At 60.2% G+C, this 16,465-nt stretch carries 18 protein-coding genes; 11 read left to right on the top strand and 7 right to left on the bottom strand.

Annotated elements, in window-relative coordinates:
- The 5 genes from SYN65AY6A5_RS11555 to SYN65AY6A5_RS11535 all read left to right on the top strand — a co-directional run.
- Positions 1-336, top strand: a 336-nt coding sequence (locus tag SYN65AY6A5_RS11555) for a zinc ribbon domain-containing protein (RefSeq protein WP_143597166.1), incomplete at its 5' end; no start/stop codon positions are given.
- Positions 314-691 carry an extracellular solute-binding protein gene (locus SYN65AY6A5_RS11550; protein ID WP_099884448.1) on the top strand — a complete coding sequence of 126 codons (378 nt, stop codon included), beginning with the start codon at positions 314-316 and terminating at the stop codon, positions 689-691. The genes SYN65AY6A5_RS11555 and SYN65AY6A5_RS11550, both read left to right, overlap by 23 nt.
- Positions 692-745: 54 nt before the next feature.
- Entirely contained in the window at positions 746-2,398 is a 1,653-nt protein-coding gene (locus SYN65AY6A5_RS11545) for an iron ABC transporter permease (protein ID WP_240527786.1), read from the top strand.
- Positions 2,399-2,553: 155 nt separating this feature from the next.
- Complete coding sequence (locus SYN65AY6A5_RS11540; protein ID WP_099884445.1) at positions 2,554-3,906, top strand: ABC transporter substrate-binding protein; 1,353 nt, start codon at positions 2,554-2,556, stop codon at positions 3,904-3,906.
- A 101-nt stretch (positions 3,907-4,007) separates the two neighbouring features.
- Complete coding sequence (locus tag SYN65AY6A5_RS11535; protein WP_240531039.1) at positions 4,008-5,210, top strand: sugar ABC transporter permease; 1,203 nt, start codon at positions 4,008-4,010, stop codon at positions 5,208-5,210.
- A gap of 24 nt (positions 5,211-5,234) precedes the next feature.
- On the opposite strand, the gene SYN65AY6A5_RS11530 is transcribed toward SYN65AY6A5_RS11535, so the two are convergent.
- Both SYN65AY6A5_RS11530 and rpsO read right to left on the bottom strand, forming a co-directional pair.
- The gene (locus SYN65AY6A5_RS11530; protein ID WP_011431559.1) at positions 5,235-5,669 is read right to left on the bottom strand and encodes a PAM68 family protein; all 435 of its coding nucleotides are present in this window, start codon (positions 5,667-5,669) and stop codon (positions 5,235-5,237) included.
- 35 nt (positions 5,670-5,704) lie between these two features.
- A complete protein-coding gene (rpsO, locus tag SYN65AY6A5_RS11525) occupies positions 5,705-5,980 on the bottom strand; it encodes a 30S ribosomal protein S15 (protein WP_011431560.1) in 276 nt (91 codons plus the stop codon).
- Between the two features lie 88 nt (positions 5,981-6,068).
- On the opposite strand from rpsO, the gene SYN65AY6A5_RS11520 reads away from it, so the two are divergent.
- Positions 6,069-6,749, top strand: a complete 681-nt coding sequence (locus SYN65AY6A5_RS11520) for a HEAT repeat domain-containing protein (RefSeq protein ID WP_011431561.1) — start codon at positions 6,069-6,071, stop codon at positions 6,747-6,749.
- A gap of 66 nt (positions 6,750-6,815) precedes the next feature.
- Here the strand turns inward: SYN65AY6A5_RS11520 and apcD are convergent, their stop codons facing one another.
- The 4 genes from apcD to SYN65AY6A5_RS11500 form a co-directional block, all read right to left on the bottom strand.
- Positions 6,816-7,301, bottom strand: a complete 486-nt coding sequence (gene apcD / locus SYN65AY6A5_RS11515; RefSeq protein ID WP_011431562.1) for an allophycocyanin subunit alpha-B — start codon at positions 7,299-7,301, stop codon at positions 6,816-6,818.
- A 187-nt stretch (positions 7,302-7,488) separates the two neighbouring features.
- Positions 7,489-8,997: a PilT/PilU family type 4a pilus ATPase gene (locus SYN65AY6A5_RS11510; RefSeq protein WP_228375371.1), complete on the bottom strand. Its 1,509-nt coding sequence runs from the start codon at positions 8,995-8,997 to the stop codon at positions 7,489-7,491.
- Between the two features lie 100 nt (positions 8,998-9,097).
- Positions 9,098-9,787: a GTP cyclohydrolase I FolE gene (gene folE, locus SYN65AY6A5_RS11505; RefSeq protein ID WP_099812699.1), complete on the bottom strand. Its 690-nt coding sequence runs from the start codon at positions 9,785-9,787 to the stop codon at positions 9,098-9,100.
- 123 nt (positions 9,788-9,910) lie between these two features.
- Positions 9,911-10,636 carry an SDR family oxidoreductase gene (locus tag SYN65AY6A5_RS11500; RefSeq protein WP_099812698.1) on the bottom strand — a complete coding sequence of 242 codons (726 nt, stop codon included), beginning with the start codon at positions 10,634-10,636 and terminating at the stop codon, positions 9,911-9,913.
- A 224-nt stretch (positions 10,637-10,860) separates the two neighbouring features.
- Between SYN65AY6A5_RS11500 and SYN65AY6A5_RS11495 the strand changes: the two genes are divergently transcribed.
- The 4 genes from SYN65AY6A5_RS11495 (at position 10,861) to SYN65AY6A5_RS11480 (ending at position 15,193) form a co-directional block, all read left to right on the top strand.
- Entirely contained in the window at positions 10,861-12,057 is a 1,197-nt protein-coding gene (locus SYN65AY6A5_RS11495) for an ABC transporter ATP-binding protein (protein ID WP_011431566.1), read from the top strand.
- A 455-nt stretch (positions 12,058-12,512) separates the two neighbouring features.
- Positions 12,513-13,382, top strand: a complete 870-nt coding sequence (locus tag SYN65AY6A5_RS11490) for a Tic22 family protein (RefSeq protein ID WP_099884443.1) — start codon at positions 12,513-12,515, stop codon at positions 13,380-13,382.
- An 11-nt stretch (positions 13,383-13,393) separates the two neighbouring features.
- Positions 13,394-14,281 carry a peptide chain release factor N(5)-glutamine methyltransferase gene (gene prmC, locus SYN65AY6A5_RS11485; protein ID WP_041438671.1) on the top strand — a complete coding sequence of 296 codons (888 nt, stop codon included), beginning with the start codon at positions 13,394-13,396 and terminating at the stop codon, positions 14,279-14,281.
- Positions 14,282-14,422: 141 nt separating this feature from the next.
- Positions 14,423-15,193: a histidine kinase dimerization/phospho-acceptor domain-containing protein gene (locus SYN65AY6A5_RS11480; protein ID WP_011431569.1), complete on the top strand. Its 771-nt coding sequence runs from the start codon at positions 14,423-14,425 to the stop codon at positions 15,191-15,193.
- 25 nt (positions 15,194-15,218) lie between these two features.
- Here the strand turns inward: SYN65AY6A5_RS11480 and psb27 are convergent, their stop codons facing one another.
- Positions 15,219-15,620, bottom strand: a complete 402-nt coding sequence (gene psb27, locus SYN65AY6A5_RS11475) for a photosystem II protein Psb27 (RefSeq protein ID WP_011431570.1) — start codon at positions 15,618-15,620, stop codon at positions 15,219-15,221.
- 72 nt (positions 15,621-15,692) lie between these two features.
- On the opposite strand from psb27, the gene SYN65AY6A5_RS11470 reads away from it, so the two are divergent.
- Entirely contained in the window at positions 15,693-16,433 is a 741-nt protein-coding gene (locus SYN65AY6A5_RS11470) for an NnrU family protein (RefSeq protein WP_049749798.1), read from the top strand.
- The last annotated feature ends 32 nt before the right edge of the window (positions 16,434-16,465 follow it).

Raw genomic sequence — 16,465 nt, 5'->3', positions numbered from 1 at the left:
TTCAAGCAGCTCCTGAAGTTTCAAGCCAAGAAGAAAAACGTGGTTGTCGTGGAAGTATCGGAAGCGTACACCAGCAAAACCTGTACCAAGTGCGGGCACATCCACACCAAGTTGGGTGGCGCAAAGGTGTTTAGATGCCCGAAGTGCAACCATAGGCTACCACGAGATTGGCAAGGCGCTCTGGGTGTTATGCTCAGGGCTGTGCGGGATACCGCCTTTCTGTTTGGACTCCGTCCGAGTAGCGCGGTCGCGTCAGCATCGCGTAGTGACAACGGAAACGGACAGAATGCTATCGCTTCACCGCTGAGCAGTAATGCTCAGCAGTGTTCAGCGTAAATGTATCAGCTACGGCATGGTGGTGGACTTTCTTGCCATTCGCAGCCGCAACGAGGGATCCCCAGTGGAGGTGGTCTATCCCAAGGAGGGCGTGCCGGTGATTACCGAGCCGGTGGGAATTGTCAAAGGAACGTCTAACCTGGAAGCTGCCCAGGCTTTTGTGGACTTCTTGCTGTCTCAGAAGGGGCAGGAGGTCGCTGCTGAGATGGGCTACATGCCGCTGCGGCAGGGTGTGACGCCGCCAAAAGGGTTCCCCGCTTTGAGCGAGCTGAAGATCTTGAGCGCCCCGGCAGCAGAGTTGGCCCAAAGCCGCGAGGCCGACAAGGCCCGCTTTGCCAAGTTGTTTGAGGAATAGGTGGGATCCCTTGGGCGTCGGCAAAGGCGTGGTCTAACGTTTCTGGGGGAGGGTTTGAGTAAAGGGTTAAGGCACCCCATCATTCCCTGGCTGGTGGCTGTACCGGGCCTTTTGGTTTTGACCCATGCCTATCCCCTCTGGCGGCTGCTGCAGCGAGCTTTGAGCGGGGAAGGTGAGAACATCCGCTGGTTGCTGGAAACGCCCCGTGTCCATCTGGCGCTGGTTCACAGCCTTTGGGTGTCGGCGGTCTCAGCCACATTGGCGCTGGTCGGCGGCCTGGTGCTGGCGGTACTCACCACCCAGACAGATTTGCCGGGCCGCAGCATCCTGCGGGTGCTCTTTTTATCTCCCCTTGTGGTTCCGCCCCAGGTTTTGGCCTTGGCCTGGATCCAATGGGCCGGGCCGGTGGGCTATTTGCAGCAGGGGCTGCGCTGGATTTTGGGGGGTCAGGGATCCCTGTGGAGCCTCTACACGCCGGGGGGGATCATCCTGCTGCTGGCTCTTTTTGTGCTGCCAATTGCCTACCTGACGCTGGTGGCGGGCTTGAGCCGGCTCTCCAAGCAAGCTCAGGAGGCGGCCCAACTGGATGGGGCCAACCTGCTGCAGGTTTGGCTCTTCATCACGCTGCCCCTGTTGCGGCCCTCTGTGGCGGCAGCAGCGGCGCTGGCCTTCTTGGGGGCCTGGGGCAATTTCGGGATCCCGGCCTTGCTGGGGATCCCAGGACGCTACCTGACTTTGCCCACCCTGCTGTACCAAGAGGTGATCAACTTCGGCGGGGATGGGTTTGGGCGCAGCGCGGCGCTGGCGTTGCTCTTTGGCCTGCCGGCCCTCTTCTTTTTGGCCTGGTCACAGCAGCCTCAGGCGGGGCTGGATCCGGGCGAGGCCCCTCCGGATCCCTATCGCTTGGGCTGGCTGGGTTGGCTGCTCAGCGGGATCCTCTTTGCCGCAGCCTTGCTGGTCATCCTTGGGCCTTTGCTGGCCATGGCTGCAACTGCCCTGCTGCGGGCCTATGGCCTGCCCTTGGTCTGGTCTAACCTGACGCTGGAGCATTTCCGGCTGGTTCTGTTTGAGCTGGAGCGGGCCCGCCGCGCCACGCTGCACAGTTTGGGTTTGGCGGGAGGAGCAGCGCTGCTCTGCAGCGGGATGGCGACGATCTTGGGCTACGCCCTGACCCGGCTGAAAGCACGGCTGCTGGCGCTGCTCAGCTTCATTGTGGACTTGCCCTATGCCCTGCCGGGCCTGATTTTTGCGTTGTCCCTCATTTTGGTGTGGTTGCCCCCTCCCCTGCCGGGGCTGAGCCTCTACGGCACCCTGTGGCTGATCCTGATGGCCTACTTGGGGCGGTTCTTGGCCCTGGCGCTGCAACCGATGCAAGCTGCTTGGCGCAGCCTGGACACCAGCCTGGAGGAGGCGGCCAGCATCGACGGGGCCTCCCTGCTGCAAACTTTTCGCTACATCCTGCTGCCCCTGCTGGCACCGGCCTTGACAGCAGCGGTGTTGCTGGTGTTTCTGCAATCTTTTGCCGAGCTGACCCTCTCCGCCCTCTTGGTCACCTCCCGCTCAGAAACCTTTGGGTGGCTCATCTTTGGCTTGCAACAGGGGGGCTACACCCACCAGGCAGCAGCTCTGAGCACCCTGCTGGTACTCGTTCTCTTTGGCTTGGCTGCCGGGATCCAGGCGCTGCGGCGGCAGGTTGGGCAGCCTTAAGCAGGGGATCCCACCAGATCCTTCACGGATGGGGGTCGATGGTGGTGGTGCGACGGATGGGTTGCCCCTTCAGGATCCCCGGTTTATAACCTGCTCTTAATGTCGCTGCGCTAGTATCAGTCCTGCCCTTAGTGGATGCGACTGCATTTTATTTTATGAATACCCGTCGGACTTTCCTGGCTGCTCTGGCCGGCCTGGCGGCTACCGCTGGTGCTGCCTTCCTGGCTGCTGACAGCTTTGCCCAGTCTCCTGCCAACGTCAAAGTTTGGATTGCCTTTACCGATAACCGTCTCGATTGGGCCCGTCAAAAGGCGGCAGAGTTCAACAAGCAATTTCCTCAATACAATGTAACTGTTGAGGGCTACGGCAACTACGAAGAAATTCAACAGGCCACCGACCTCGCTATTCAACAAAAAGCCGCTCCGGCAGTGGTGCAGTGGTTTGAGGTGGGCACCCAACGGGCACGGGATTTCGGCTACTTCAAGTCCATCGCCGAGGCGCTGGGCAACCGCACCGAAGTGAACGGGATCCCGGTGAACTTCGAGGATTTTATCGAGCCGGTGGTGAGCTACTACACCCTGGATGGCAAGTTCACCTCCATGCCCTGGAACAGCTCCAGCCCCATCCTCTACTCCAACACCGCCATTTTGAAGAAGGCCGGGATCGAGAAGCCGCCGGCCACCTGGCAGGAGCTAGAAGCCGCCTGTGAGAAGATCATGACGCTTCCCGACGCTCCCCAGGGCTGCGTCACCTGGCCCAACCACGGCTGGTTTTACGAGCAGTGGATGGCGCAGCAAGATGCTCTCTTGGCCAACAACGAAAATGGCCGTGCCGCCCGGGCCACCCAGGTCTTTTTGGACTCGCAGCCCTCGGTGGCTATCGCCACCTGGTGGAAAGGGATGTATGACAAAGGCTACTACATCTACAGCGGCAAGCAGCGGGATTGGGCAGCCACCGAGCAGGCCATCCAGACCGGTACCGTCGCCATGGCCATCACCAGCAGCGCCGATGTCGCCAACATCACCAATGCCGCCAAGCAGAACAACATCGAGCTGGTCACCACCCGCATGCCCTACAACGCCGACAAGGGTTGGACGGGGAACTTGATCGGGGGAGCCAGCCTCTGGCTGGTGAAGGATCTGCCCAAGGAGGTGGAAGAGGGGGCGCTGACCTTCATGCTGTGGCTCAATAACACCGAAAATGCTGCCGAGTGGCACCAAGTGACCGGCTACTTGCCCATTCGGAAAAGCTCGGTAGCCTTGCTGGAGTCGAAGGGCTGGTTCAAGGAAAACCCCAACTTCTTCACCGCCAGCGACCAAATTAATAATTCCAAAGTGACCCCTGCCACCCGTGGGGCGCTGCTGGGGGCCTTCCCCGAAATTCGCAACGTGGTGACCCAAACCATGGAAGATCTGATGCTTAAAGGCGGGGATCCGGCCCAGGCCATGGCCAAGGCCAACGAGGAGGCCAACCGCCTTCTGGCCGAGTACAACTCCCTCTATCAGTAATTGGTCAGGAGCTGGGCTACAGCAAAGCAAAATCTGAGGATGGGGGGTGGGCGGCGGCCTGCCCCTTTTTGGCTTTTGCAAGGTTGGATGGGAGAGAGAACATGGGGAAATGGATCCAAGTGCTGCTGCCGCTGCTGGCGGGGTTGTCGGGGGCCCTCTGGGTGGGATCCCGTTTTCGGCGCATCGAGCGGCCTGTGCTGCTGGGGGCGGCTCTGGGGGGGCTGGCAGGAGGGTTGGGATCCCTGATTTTTATGGCGCCCCTGGATTTTTGCACTTTTGAGCCGGAGCGCAAGGCCATCGACATGGCCTTTGGCGTGGGGCTGGTGCTGGCGGGCATGGCCATTCCCCTCTGGCCGCTGTTGGCGTGGACGCAGAAGGAGCAGGAGCGCCGCCTGGGGATCCCCGGCCCAGCTGTTCAGGAGAGGGGCATCTTTAAGCAGTGGTGGCTGGCGTGGCTGCTCTTGTTGCCCACCTTCGCCATTTTGGTGGTGTTTCTCTACTATCCAGGGCTGGATACCCTGCGCCTCTCCACCCTGCTCACCTTTGTGGGCGCGCCGCGCAGCCGCTTCGTCTGTGTGGACAACTTTACCGCTCTGCTGACGGATGCCACCTATCTGCGCAGCCTGGGGATTACCTTAGCCATTTCGGCGGCCATCGTGGTGTTGGGGCTGAGCGGATCCCTGTTGATTGCCACGCTGGCCTACCAGCCCATCCGCGGGGCGGCAATCTATCGCATCTTGCTGATCTGGCCCTACGCCATTTCGCCAGCAGTGGCCGGTATCATCTTTTTCATTATCTTCAACCCCTTGGGCGGCGTAGCCAACTACTTGCTGGGGTTAGTAGGGATCCCACGTTTGAACTGGCTGAGCGATCCCAATTTAGCCCCTTGGGTGGTGATCTTTGCCAGCGTTTGGAAGCAAGTGGGCTACAACATTTTGTTTTATCTGGCTGGGCTGCAAAACCTGCCTAAAGATTTGCAGGAGGCGGCTGCCATCGATGGGGCGGGGGCCCTTCGCCGCTTCTTTTCCATCACTCTACCGCTGCTTTCCCCCATCACCTTCTTTTTGGTGATCACCAACATGACCTACGCCTTTTTCGATATTTTCGGCACCATTGATTTGCTGACTGCCGGCGGCCCTTCCGGATCCACCTCGGTGTTGATGTACGAGATCTACAAGATTGGCGTATCGTCAGGCAATTTGGGCAGGGCAGCCGCCCAATCCATTGTGCTCTTCTTAATTGTGGTGGGCCTGACGATCCTGCAATTCCGCACCACCGAGCGGAATGTAACGTATGGGGGATAACGGGGCTGGGGGAGAGAGCAAAATCTAGGATTCGTCAGCTTCCGACGGCTTAGAAGGGTCAGACAACTCGCGCCATTGCTTGAAAACATTGCCTAGGTTGCGGCGGAACTCGTCAATCCCCAGCAGGGATCCCGGCTCTGGATCCCAAGAAGCCGAGAACACGCCGTAGCTAATGCCCAAAAAGCCAAGGCCGAAAAAGGCCAGCGACTCCACCAAAGTAAAGTAGGGGGGCAGGGCTATCACATGGTTGGTTAAGAGATAGTAATTGACAAAAAAGCTGCTCAAGCCAAGGCCAGAAGGGATCCCGGAAAAGACCAAGATCCGCCGCACCATACGCCGGCTGACCTCAGGGGGAATGACAGCAACCGGCTCTCTTTGGGTCGGTTGCGTCTCCACCTGAGCAGGGGTAGAGCTGGAGCGGCGGCGGGAGGCTTTGGAATAGCGGCTGGACTTGCCCACGAAGGTAGCTCTCCGACAGTGATTTAGCTAGCTGCCTACTTTTTCACCCGAATGTTCAACCGTTCGGCCAGCTCCCGGAAGCGGTCGGGAGAACGTTTGGCAATGTAGTTGAGCAGCCGCTTACGCCGACCGATCATCATCATTAGGCCGCGGCGCGAGTTGAAATCTTTCGGGTTTTTCTGAAGGTGCTGCGAGAGTTGGTTGATACGGCTGGTTAGAAGAGCAACTTGTACCTCGGCAGAGCCGGTGTCAGTGTCGTGAAGTCGGTAGGTCTCGATAATCTCCTGCTTCTCTTGCTGCAGTAAGGCCATAAGTTCACAAAAACTGGATGCACTGCCTCAGAATGATAACATCGGCTTTTCGTCCTTTGCTATAGCCGGGTTAGGGGGAGAAAAGGAGATGACGACAACTTCTGGGGATCTGCCGGCCTTGCTGGAGCTGTTGAGCTCTCAGAACTTGGGGGATCGGCTGCGCGCCGTCAACAAGGCCAGAGAGCTCCCCGCGACCGAAGCCTTGACGCTGTTGCAGCGAGCTGTAACCGACGAGAATGCCCGCGTCCGCTATGCCGCCATTAGCCAATTGGGCACGCTCTCCGGCGCAGGTGTCGACCCGGCTGCCCTTTTGCCGATTCTGCAACAGTTTTTGCGAGAGGACCCCGAGTTCGATGTGCGGGCTGCCGCCGCCGCCGCCCTGGGGGATCTGAAGCAGCCACAGGCCCTAGACGATCTGCTAGAGGCTTACCGGCGAGAGACGGAGTGGCTGGTGCGCTTTAGCATTGTCGCCGCGCTGGGCGAGCTGGGCAACCCCGCCGCCTTCGACACCCTAGTGCAGGTTTTACAGGAAGGAGACGAGCTGCTAACAACAGCCGCTGCCGCTGCCCTGGGAGATCTAGGGGATCCGCGGGCCATCCCCCATTTGGAGCCCCTCATCGATTCGGACGATTGGCAGTTGCGCTACCGCGTCTGCATTGCTCTAGCCCAGCTCGGCACCGAAGCCGCCCGCCCCGGCCTAACCCGGCTGGCCCAGGATCCCCAAGAGCAGGTGGCCGCCCACGCCCGCACCGCCCTGGCATCTCTGTAGGCAGCAAGACCACCAAAGCTTGCCTCTCCACCGCCCAGACCGGCCTCCCTCCTCAAGAGAGGCGAGCTAGCTCATGGCATTGATGATGTAGTCGAAATAGGGGGCAGCCTCGGCGGCGGAGTCCGGATCCAGCAGGCTGAGGGCTGCTTCCTTCAAGAACACGATCGCATCGATCATACCGGCAATGGGCACGTTGAGGGCATTGTACATCTCCCGCACCCCTATCAAGCCGATGGACTCGATCGGCTCTTTGCTGCCGGCAATGATGCCATAGGTCACCAGGCGGAGATACCAGTCGTAGTCCCGCAGGCACTGGTTATAGCGCTTTTCGCCGTAGGCATTGCCGCCGGGTTGTATGTATTCGGGTCGCTTGGCAAATAGCTGCTTCTGCGCCTGATCGATAATGCGTTTTTTGTTCTCAGTTAACACCTGAGCGATCTGCAAACGCTTCTCGCCGCTGCTCATGTAATCTTTGATAGCTTGCAGTTCGCTGACGGAGAGATAGCGCAGTTGGTCGTCCGCGGTCTCGATGATCTGGTTGATCACGCTCACGGTAGGAATTCTCCTGTTTGCTAACTTGCTTTCAATTCAATTTGTTCACCAATCCGGCACCCATCCCGCAAGCCAAAGCTCGGCTCAGGAGATGAGAATATGGCCCAGAAAGCCAGCCTTGCCGCTTGCTCTCAGTTTAGGATAGGGCGAGCTTTCCCTCAAGCACCCACCCTGCGGGGCAGCGACCTCAGATGCGCCCCCGCAGCCATTGGGCCATCTCGTTGCGCCGCGGAGCCGCCTCCAGACACACCTCCTCTGTAATGCGCCCCTCTTGGTAGAGCCGAAACAGCGACTGGTTCATGGTACACATCCCCTCGTAGGAGCCGTCGGCAATCAGCTCCTCGATCTCGTCCACGGCACCCCGTTTGATGTAGTCGCGGATGGCATCGGTGTTGCGCATAATCTCGTGGGCAGCGGTGCGCTTGCCGTCGGTGGTGCGCACCAGCGTCTGGGCAATAATTGCTACTAGAGTCTCGGCCAGTTGCAGACGCATTGGCTCCTGCTCCTCTGGCCGGTAGATCCCCAAGAGACGCTCGATGGTGCGGACGGCGCTGTTGGTGTGCAGGGTTCCAAACACCAGGTGGCCCGTCTGGCCGGCCTTGAGAGCCGTATCCACGGTTTCGCGATCCCGCATCTCCCCGATGAGGATGATGTCCGGATCTTCCCGCAGCGAAGCCTTGAGGGCGTTGGCAAACTCCAGGGTGTGGATGCCGACCTCCCGCTGCCGCACCAGCGATTTCTTACTCTGGTGGACGAACTCGATGGGATCCTCAATCGAGATGATGTGCTTAGCAAAGTTGGAGTTGATGTAGTCCACCATCGCCGCCAGGGTTGTGGACTTCCCGGAGCCGGTGGGGCCTGTCACCAGTACCAGGCCCTTGTGCTCCTCGGCAATGCGCTTGAGCACCTCCGGCGCCCGCAACTGCTCCAGCGTCAAGATCTTGAGCGGGATCAGGCGCAGCACCATGGCAGGCCCTAGCAGAGAAACAAAGCAGTTAACCCGGCAGCGCACCAAGCCCTCGTACTGGATAGCGGTATCCAGCTCCAGGCACTCCTCAAACTGGCGGATTTGGTTCTCCGGCAGGCTTTCCCGCAGCCAGCTATAGAACACCTCGGTGGTGGTGACCGGGTAGTTGCCTATCACAATTTGCCCCCGATCCCGGAAACGGGGCACCTCTCCCACCCCCAGGTGAATATCCGAGTAGCCTTTTTCGTAGGCTTCCTGCACCAGTTGGCGCAGCGTCGGTCCAGCGGGGGCAGACTTAGGAGCAGCGGCGGCCACCGGGATCCGTCCAGCAGCCGTGGGGCGAGCCGGCGGCCCAAAAGGCGGAGCAGCCGAACCGGGGCTGGGGGGAGACACCTGAGGCCGGGCAGCAGGAGCTGGAGGGGGCGGAGACATCTGCGGGGGAGTGGCAGGGCCCGGCATGGGCACCGGCGTCTGCGGGGGGGCGACGGCCACATCTGGGGGGACGGGCCGGCCCAAGATGGGCTTGGGGGCGCTGGGGACAGGACGGGATCCGCTCCCGACAGGGGGAGGAGCAGCCCTGCCCAGCACCGGATCTAGCTGGGTTGGGGGTTCTGCCGAGGGCGCTTGCGCGGCCGCACGCGCGGGGCGCTGGATAACAGGCGGGGTCGGCGGCTTCCAACCGGAGTCTAAGTCGGTGGGAAATTGATTTTCGGGGCTAACCTCGCTCATAACAGGCCTCGCTTCTGGCAGGATCTGCGTCGATTTTAAGCTAGTATGCCCAGCCAGAGCAGAGGATTAGCTTTCTTGCCGGCAAAGCGCCGCGGCATCCTTAAAGGTTGGACGGGTGGCGAATGAGGCTCAAAAACTCCTCCCGCGTGCGGGGATCCTCCTGGAACACCCCCACCATCGAGCTGGTGACCGTCCAAGAGCCCGGCTTTTGCACCCCCCGCATCACCATGCACATGTGGGTAGCCTCGATAACCACCCCCACCCCATAGGGATCCAGCATGGTCATCAAAGCTTCCGCGATCTGGCGGGTAAGGCGCTCCTGAACCTGCAGGCGGCGGGAGTACATCTCGACAATGCGGGCGATCTTGCTCAGGCCCACCACCTTTTGGCGGGGGATGTAGGCAACATGGGCCTTGCCGATAAAGGGCAAGAGGTGGTGCTCGCAGAGGCTGAACAAAGTAATATCCCGCAGCAGCACCATCTCGTCGTGGCCCTCGTCGAAGATGGCGCCGTTGATGAGATCTTCCAGGGACTGCCGATAGCCGCTGGTCAAAAATTTCAGGGCGGCCACCACCCGCTCCGGCGTTTTCTTGAGGCCCTCCCGCTGCGGATCCTCCCCAATTCCCCGCAGCAACGTCTCCACTGCCGCTACCATCGCCGGATCCAGGCTCTCTGAGCCCTCGGGCTCTTGCCCCGCCGCATGGGACAGATCTCGGACAAGGCGAGACTTCAGGTTGGCTTTGTCGTTGAGTCGAAACTCGGCACCGGATCCAGGCTTGGCAAGAGTCATAGCAGGATATTCCTTGGGTTGAACGAAGGGTTGAAGGAACTTGTCGAGGGAGGCGGTGCAGGCAGATCTCCTCAAAAGCTCAGTCACAAAGGCCGTTACAGGAAAAGCCAGCTCCAGCCCGGCCTAAAAGGCCCCTGCTGCCGGCATGAGGGTCAGATCTTCCACCACGGCACCCTTGGGCAGGCGAACGATGTGGGCAATCAAGTCCGCCACCCACTCCGGCGAGAGCATTTTGGAACGGTCGAAATCGACCTGAACTGTATCCCAAAGAGGTGTATCCACAGCTCCGGGACACAGGCTGGTCACCCGAATGCCATGCTGCCGTTCCTCTGCGGCCAGGGCTTGAGAAAAGCCCAGCAGGCCAAACTTACTGGCGCAGTAAGCCCCCCAATTGGGAAAGGCTCGCTTGCCCGCAATGGAGATAATGTTGACAATCGTGCCGCAGCGCTGCCGGCGCATCGCCGGCAGGACGGCTTGGGCACAGAGAAAAGCTGCCGTCAGGTTCAAGTCGATCACCCGCTGCCAATCGGACAAAGATAAGGTGGCCAAAGGCCCGACATGGGCTATGCCGGCGTTATTGACCAAGACATCACAAACACCAAATTGATCCAGGAGAGCCTGCAACCGCTGCGGCAGGGCTCTTAAGTCGGCCAAGTCGATGGGAAAAACCTCCGCCTTTCCTCCCTTTGCCTGGATCTCCGCCTGTACCCCCAGCAAATCGGGATGGGAACGGGCCACCAGAGCAACTGCCACCCCCTGCCGAGCTAGGGCTAGGGCCACTGCTTTGCCGATCCCTCGACTGGCCCCCGTAATCAGGGCACGTTCGGGAAACTGGGTCTCAAAACTCATCCACAATAAAACTCTGGGATGCGCCGTCGAGAATAAGCGCCACCAGAGCCTGGGAAACTTCGTTAACCCAGTGTAACACTAATTCCTGCCTGCCCCTCCAAGCAAACAGGAAAGACTGGCATCGATCCCTCTCCGCCGCCCTCTAGCTGACTGGCGTCGGGCCGGGAAGGATCTGAGGTATGGTAGTCTGGTAAAGATAGTGAAAATCTTTTGCAACAACGATCATGGCCGAGTTTTTGATTTCCTCGACGTCCACCGCTGCCCGGACGGACTCTCCCTACATTCTTGAGGTTGAGCACATCAGCAAGGGGTTTCCCGGCCAGCGGCAGTTGGTTTTGCAGGAAGTGGCGTTTCGCCTGCCCCAGGGAGACATTCTGGGGATTGTCGGCCCATCGGGCTGTGGGAAGACCACTTTATTGCGCACCATTGCCGGCTTTGAGCAGCCAGACAGCGGGCGGATCCTGCTGGGGGGGCGAGTGGTGGCCGGGGAGGGGCAGTGGATCCCACCGGAGCGGCGGGGGGTGGGGCTGGTGTTTCAGGATTTTGCCCTGTTTCCCCACTTGGATGTGTTGGCCAATGTGATGTTTGGCCTCCGGCCCACTGCCCTGTTCGCGTCGGCAGCGGGGGGCGGCAGTCGCTCCTCCTCGGCTGAGGTGGGAGGCGCTGCCCAACAGGCGCGGGAACGGGCTGACGAGGTGTTGCGGTTGGTGGGTCTAGAGGACTACGCCCACCGCTATCCTCATGAACTTTCAGGCGGGCAGCAGCAGCGGGTGGCCCTGGCCCGAGCTCTGGCCCCCAAGCCCAGCCTAATCCTTTTGGATGAGCCGTTGAGCAACTTGGATGTGCAGGTGCGCTACTACTTGCGGGAAGAAATCCGCAAAATCCTCAAGCAAACCCAGACCTCGGCCATTTTCGTTACCCACGACCAAGAGGAGGCTCTCTGCCTTTCCGATTGGGTGGCGGTGATGCGGGAAGGGCGTATTGAGCAATGGGGATCCCCGGAGGAAGTCTATCGGGAGCCGGCTACCCGCTTTGTGGCGGAATTCATCGCCCAGGCCAACTTTCTTCGCTGTGAGCGGCGGGAGTTCGGTTGGCAAGCTGAGGGGCTGCTGCACATCCCATTTCAGGCTTTGAGGGATCAGCCCGATCCCCATCTGCGCCAGGGAGAGCTGATGATCCGGCAGGAGGAGTTACGTCTGCATCCCAATCCCCAGGGGAGAGTTACCATTCGGGATCGACAGTTTCTGGGGCGAGAGTATCGCTATTGTCTGGTTACAGAGACGGGCAAGCAATTGCACGCCCTGGCGCGGGAAGCTTTGCCGGTGGGCACGCGGGTTCAAGTTACCGTCGAGCAGGGCCGTCTGTTTCCCATTTCGGAACCTCAGTCAGTAGCGGGATCGGGAAGCAAGAGCTTTGCCTGATGGGATCTTTGCCCTCAGCCCAGGCGCCCCACGCCGCTGCCGCGTTCCCAGGATCCTGCCTTCTCAGCCCAGACTCTACAGCCAGAGGATGGAGGGGCTATCTGTATTTGGTGTGGATCCGCTTTGTTAGACTCCGTATATAGTAGGAGGTGATGCGGGATCCCCACCCAAAACGAGGGCTTTACCCCTCGACAGGGGTTGAGCAAATGCTTTAACCTTGCCTTCTAGGGTGGCCCAGGGGGCGCTCGTCAAAAAGGGTAGAGGGGCGTAGTGTCAGCAAGGGCCAGCTTCGCCAGGCGCTGTCCCCAAAGTCCCAAGAGTGGGCCGCATGGCCAGCCTGAGCTGTGTTGAGCAAGGTGAGCTTGGTCAGCTCCTCTTGGGCAGAGGTCGTCGGTTAGTGTTTCAGGGATCTGACCCAATAGCAACGAAGACAAGGCGTGATGCCAGGAGTAGAGATGAAAATGATGCGCGGTAATGCAGTGCCGCTTTTGGGATCCCTCTGCCGCCGTAGAGCTCAGGCAGGCGGGCGGGCCGCGTTCGTAGCGGCAGTTCGCAGCACCCTCCTGCTGGGGTTGGCGGGGGTGATCTGGGGGGGAGTTCCTACTTTTGCTCAAGGGGGGCCCCTCTCGACTCAGGCAGTGGCAGCCCCCATGAGTCGTCAAGAAGTGGCGGAGCGGCTGAATCTGGTGCCGGTTTTTGCCATTGTGTCTCAGAACGGCACCCCTGTGGTCGCTAACGTAGAGCGGGAGGGTCGCACCATCCAGGTGGCTTCTTTCTGGCTGGATCAGAACCAAGCCCAGCAAGCGTTGGATCAGGTGAAAGCCAAGAACCCTGAGGTGGGCCAGCAAGCCCAGGTGGTGCCCATTCCCTTGGGCTACGCCTACGAAAAGTCGGAAGAAGAGCGGGCCAAGAATAGCAATCTGTACTTTGAGGTGGTGCCTCGGGCTGCTGATGTGGAGGCGGCCAAGCAAGTGCTGAAAGAAACGGGTCAGGAGGTGCCGCCGGAAGTGATCGGCGTGCCGCTGTTCTATGGCCGCTCGGGAGAGGGGTTGCTGACCATCGAGCAGGATGGCCAGGAGGTGGTGCCTTTCTTCTTCGACCGCAACGACCTGAAGGGGGCTTTAGACCGGGCGGCGGCGCAGAACCCCGAGGTGGTCGGCAAAACCCAGATCGAGGTCACTTCCCTGGCCATCGTGGTGGAGCGCATGTTAGCCCCTGACGCCCAGGAGGATGTGCAGAAGATCGCTTTCATTCCGCCGCGCGCGTCGCTGGAGTACGTGCAATCGTTAATTCGCTCTGCCACTCCCCAGCCTCAGCGGCGTTGACCTAGCTCCTGATGGGATCCCCCTCTGCGCTGGTGCAGCAATTGCTGGCCTGGCGTGCCCAGGCTCTGCAGGCGGCGCAAGCCGCCGGCATCCCTCCTCAGGAGGTGGAACTTCTGCTTAGGGAACGGCTGGGCTGGGGATCGTTGGAGCGCTTGCTGGGTCGGCCCCCGACGCTGCAGGGGGATCCGCTGGCGGAGGTAGAGGAGCTGTGGCGGCGCCGGCTGACAGAGCGCATCCCCCTGCAGTACCTGCTGGGAAGGGTAGAGTGGGCAGGTTTGAGCTTGCGGGTAACGCCAGCGGTGTTGATCCCGCGCCCGGAGACCGAGCTGCTGGTGGAGCAAGCCTCCCTTTGGTTGCAGTCTAACCTGCTGCCGCCGGGATCCCCTTTTGCCGACCTGGGCACCGGCAGCGGGGCCATTGCCATCGCTTTGGCCCAGGGGCATCCCCAGTTGCAGCTTCTAGCGGTGGACGTGAGCCCAGAGGCTTTGGCCGTTGCGGCAGCCAATGTGGCGGACTATCATCTGCAGGAACGGGTGAAGCTGTTACAGGGATCCTGGTTTGCGCCTTTGGATCCCTGGCGAGGTCGGCTGCGTGGCCTGGTTTCCAACCCGCCCTATATCCCCACCGGGGAGCTGGCCTACCTCATGCCCGAGGTACGGCTGCACGAGCCACGACAGGCCCTCGATGGCGGGGAAGATGGGCTGGTGCACTTGCGGCTTTTGATTCAAAAAGCACCGGATTACTTGGCCCCCAACTCCTTTTGGGCGGTGGAGGTGATGCAAGGCCAAGCCCCTTGGGTGGCGGAGCAGTTGCAGGCCAGAGGCGGCTATCAGCAGATCCAAGTCCACCGGGATTTGGCCGGAATTGAGCGGGTGGTCAGCGCCCACTTCGTCGGCTAGAAAGTTGGGAAGAAAAAGGTAGGATCCAGGAGCGCGCCGTTGTCAAACTAGCTAAAACCCAAGGCTCTCCATCCGAACGCCCTGCTTCGAACATCAACGGGATCTCCTACCTTTTGTCCGAAGTACCTCTGGAGGAAACCCTTGCCCGCAGCAAAACCCGATCCTCCCTCCCAGCAGGCCGCTGCTGCCGTCAGGCAAGAGGCGGTGGATTGGCAGTTTGCGTTTGAGCGCTCGGAGGTGATGCGCGCCTTTCAGCAGGAGCTGCTCGTCAGCATTGGCCACGAGCTGCGCAACCCCCTCAGCAGCCAGATGGGATCCCTGCAGTTGGTGCTGTCCGATCTGTGCGATTCCCGCGAAGAAGAGCGGGAGTACCTTCAAAGTGCCAAAGAAGCGGTGGAGCGCCTGATCCAGTTGCTCGAGGAGTACAGCCGCCTGGCCCGCCACGACCTGCCCATTCAACCCTTGCAACCGAAGCCGACCCGACTCCGTCCCCTCCTTCAGGATGTGTACAGCCTAACTCGCCTACAGGCCCAGGATCAGGGCATTCGCTACGAATGGCCGATCCTACAACCGCCTTCTGCCTCTGAGCTGCCCGCCCTCCCGGACAGCCTTATGGTTTGGGCGGATCCCCACGGTTTGGTGCAGGCTCTGCTGGGGGTGTGTCGCTGGGGTATTCGCACCCTACGCTATGGTTCGATGGCTCTACACCTCTATCCCATCGCAGCAGCGGAGGGGCGCCTGTGCCTGGAGTGGAATCTGGAAGGGCGGTGCCATGTGCCCATCCAAACAAAGGGTTGCGCTGCTTGGCGGGTGAGCGAACGGCTCCTGAGAGAAATGGGGGGCGATCTGGAGCTTGGCGAAAGCAGCCTCCACCGGGTTGTCATCAAGGTAATCCTGCGCCTCGCCCAGTGATTTGGATCTGGGAGATCTGAAAAGCTTAACCTTCGCGGCGCAAGGCCAGCTCAGCGCGATCCAGTTGCATCAGCACCCGCTCCACCTTCTCTGGGTCAAGAGGCCGCTTGGAGGTGCGGTAGTGGGAGGCCACGGTGTTGAACACGGTGCGCAGAGTCGTAAAGGATTGCAGCTTGTCGTAGCGATGGCCATGGTAGCGCCCTGCAAATTCTTGAATGGCCTCCATCGCTTCCACCTGCGCCTCCTCTGGATTCATCACGGGATCCGCTTCCGAGAGAACGGTGCGCAGGGTTTGGATCAGGGTCATGCTGTCTTCGTAGTACTTGCCGGTGAGGCGGGCCGCCTGAGCGCTTGCGGTCGCCCAGCCCAGCATCAGGGTGACCGAGAGGAGCAGGCCGAGAAAACGTAGAAAAAAAGGTTTCAGCATCGGAAGGTTGCCCAATGTAACTTATCTTTAAGCATAAGTCACAGCGACACCGGAAGAGGAGCCATCGAAAAGATGCTGTCCACTTTCTTCAACCACTTGCTGCCGGAGCTCGCCCGGTACAGATCCCACGCGATCATGTTGGGCATGATCTTGGGGTTTGCCTGTGCTCACAGTGGGCTGGCCCACTTGCGCCCCTGGGGGGAAGCTTGGCTGGGATCCCGTCTGTACCGCCTTCTTTTTGCGCTGGTCAGCCTCAGCTTGGCTCCGCTGTTGCTGATCTACTTTTTGAACCATCGCTACGACGGGGTGATCCTCTGGGATCTCCATGCTGTCCCCGGCATTCACACCACCGTTGTTCTTTTGTCGGCGCTCTCGTTTTTCTTTTTGTATCCGGCTACCTTCAACTTACTGGAGATTGCTGCCATTCACAAGCCGGAGATTCACCTGTTTGAGACCGGGATCATCCGCATCACCCGCCACCCCCAAATGGTGGGCCAGGTGATCTGGTGTGTGGCCCATTCCCTTTGGATTGGCTCCAGTTTTATGCTGGTCACTTCCCTGGGGCTGGTGGCCTACCACCTGTTCGCCGTCTGGCACGGGGATCACCGTCTGGAGCGGAAATACGGCCAGGCCTTCCGCGATCTCAAGGCCCGTACTTCTGTGATCCCCGGCTTGGCCATTCTGCAGCGGCGACAACACCTGCAACCGCGAGAGTTTCTGCGCTGGGCCTATCTGGGGGTGTTCAGCTTTGTTGTGATTCTTTATGCCTTTCATCCGCAAATGGTTTCTGCAGCCAGCGGGGTTGCCTGGTAGCATGATCCCAAACAACTTCTTTAGTCTGGGAG

This window comes from Synechococcus sp. 65AY6A5, assembly GCF_002760415.1.
In the GTDB taxonomy this organism is placed as follows: Bacteria; Cyanobacteriota; Cyanobacteriia; order Thermostichales; family Thermostichaceae; genus Thermostichus.
Note: the sequence above shows the minus strand (reverse complement) of the source record. Positions and strands in the feature narration are given on the sequence as shown.

Excerpts from the sequence above, each read along its gene's own strand:
- SYN65AY6A5_RS11540 (WP_099884445.1), top strand. The coding sequence starts at position 2,554 with ATGAATACCCGTCGGACTTTCCTGGCTGCTCTGGCCGGCCTGGCGGCT.
- SYN65AY6A5_RS11550 (WP_099884448.1), top strand. The coding sequence starts at position 314 with ATGCTCAGCAGTGTTCAGCGTAAATGTATCAGCTACGGCATGGTGGTG.
- SYN65AY6A5_RS11495 (WP_011431566.1), top strand. The coding sequence starts at position 10,861 with ATGGCCGAGTTTTTGATTTCCTCGACGTCCACCGCTGCCCGGACGGAC.
- SYN65AY6A5_RS11490 (WP_099884443.1), top strand. The coding sequence starts at position 12,513 with ATGAAAATGATGCGCGGTAATGCAGTGCCGCTTTTGGGATCCCTCTGC.
- folE (WP_099812699.1), bottom strand. The coding sequence starts at position 9,787 with ATGACTCTTGCCAAGCCTGGATCCGGTGCCGAGTTTCGACTCAACGAC.
- prmC (WP_041438671.1), top strand. The coding sequence starts at position 13,394 with ATGGGATCCCCCTCTGCGCTGGTGCAGCAATTGCTGGCCTGGCGTGCC.
- SYN65AY6A5_RS11510 (WP_228375371.1), bottom strand. The coding sequence starts at position 8,997 with ATGAGCGAGGTTAGCCCCGAAAATCAATTTCCCACCGACTTAGACTCC.
- SYN65AY6A5_RS11520 (WP_011431561.1), top strand. The coding sequence starts at position 6,069 with ATGACGACAACTTCTGGGGATCTGCCGGCCTTGCTGGAGCTGTTGAGC.
- SYN65AY6A5_RS11500 (WP_099812698.1), bottom strand. The coding sequence starts at position 10,636 with ATGAGTTTTGAGACCCAGTTTCCCGAACGTGCCCTGATTACGGGGGCC.
- SYN65AY6A5_RS11535 (WP_240531039.1), top strand. The coding sequence starts at position 4,008 with ATGGGGAAATGGATCCAAGTGCTGCTGCCGCTGCTGGCGGGGTTGTCG.
- rpsO (WP_011431560.1), bottom strand. The coding sequence starts at position 5,980 with ATGGCCTTACTGCAGCAAGAGAAGCAGGAGATTATCGAGACCTACCGA.
- psb27 (WP_011431570.1), bottom strand. The coding sequence starts at position 15,620 with ATGCTGAAACCTTTTTTTCTACGTTTTCTCGGCCTGCTCCTCTCGGTC.
- SYN65AY6A5_RS11470 (WP_049749798.1), top strand. The coding sequence starts at position 15,693 with ATGCTGTCCACTTTCTTCAACCACTTGCTGCCGGAGCTCGCCCGGTAC.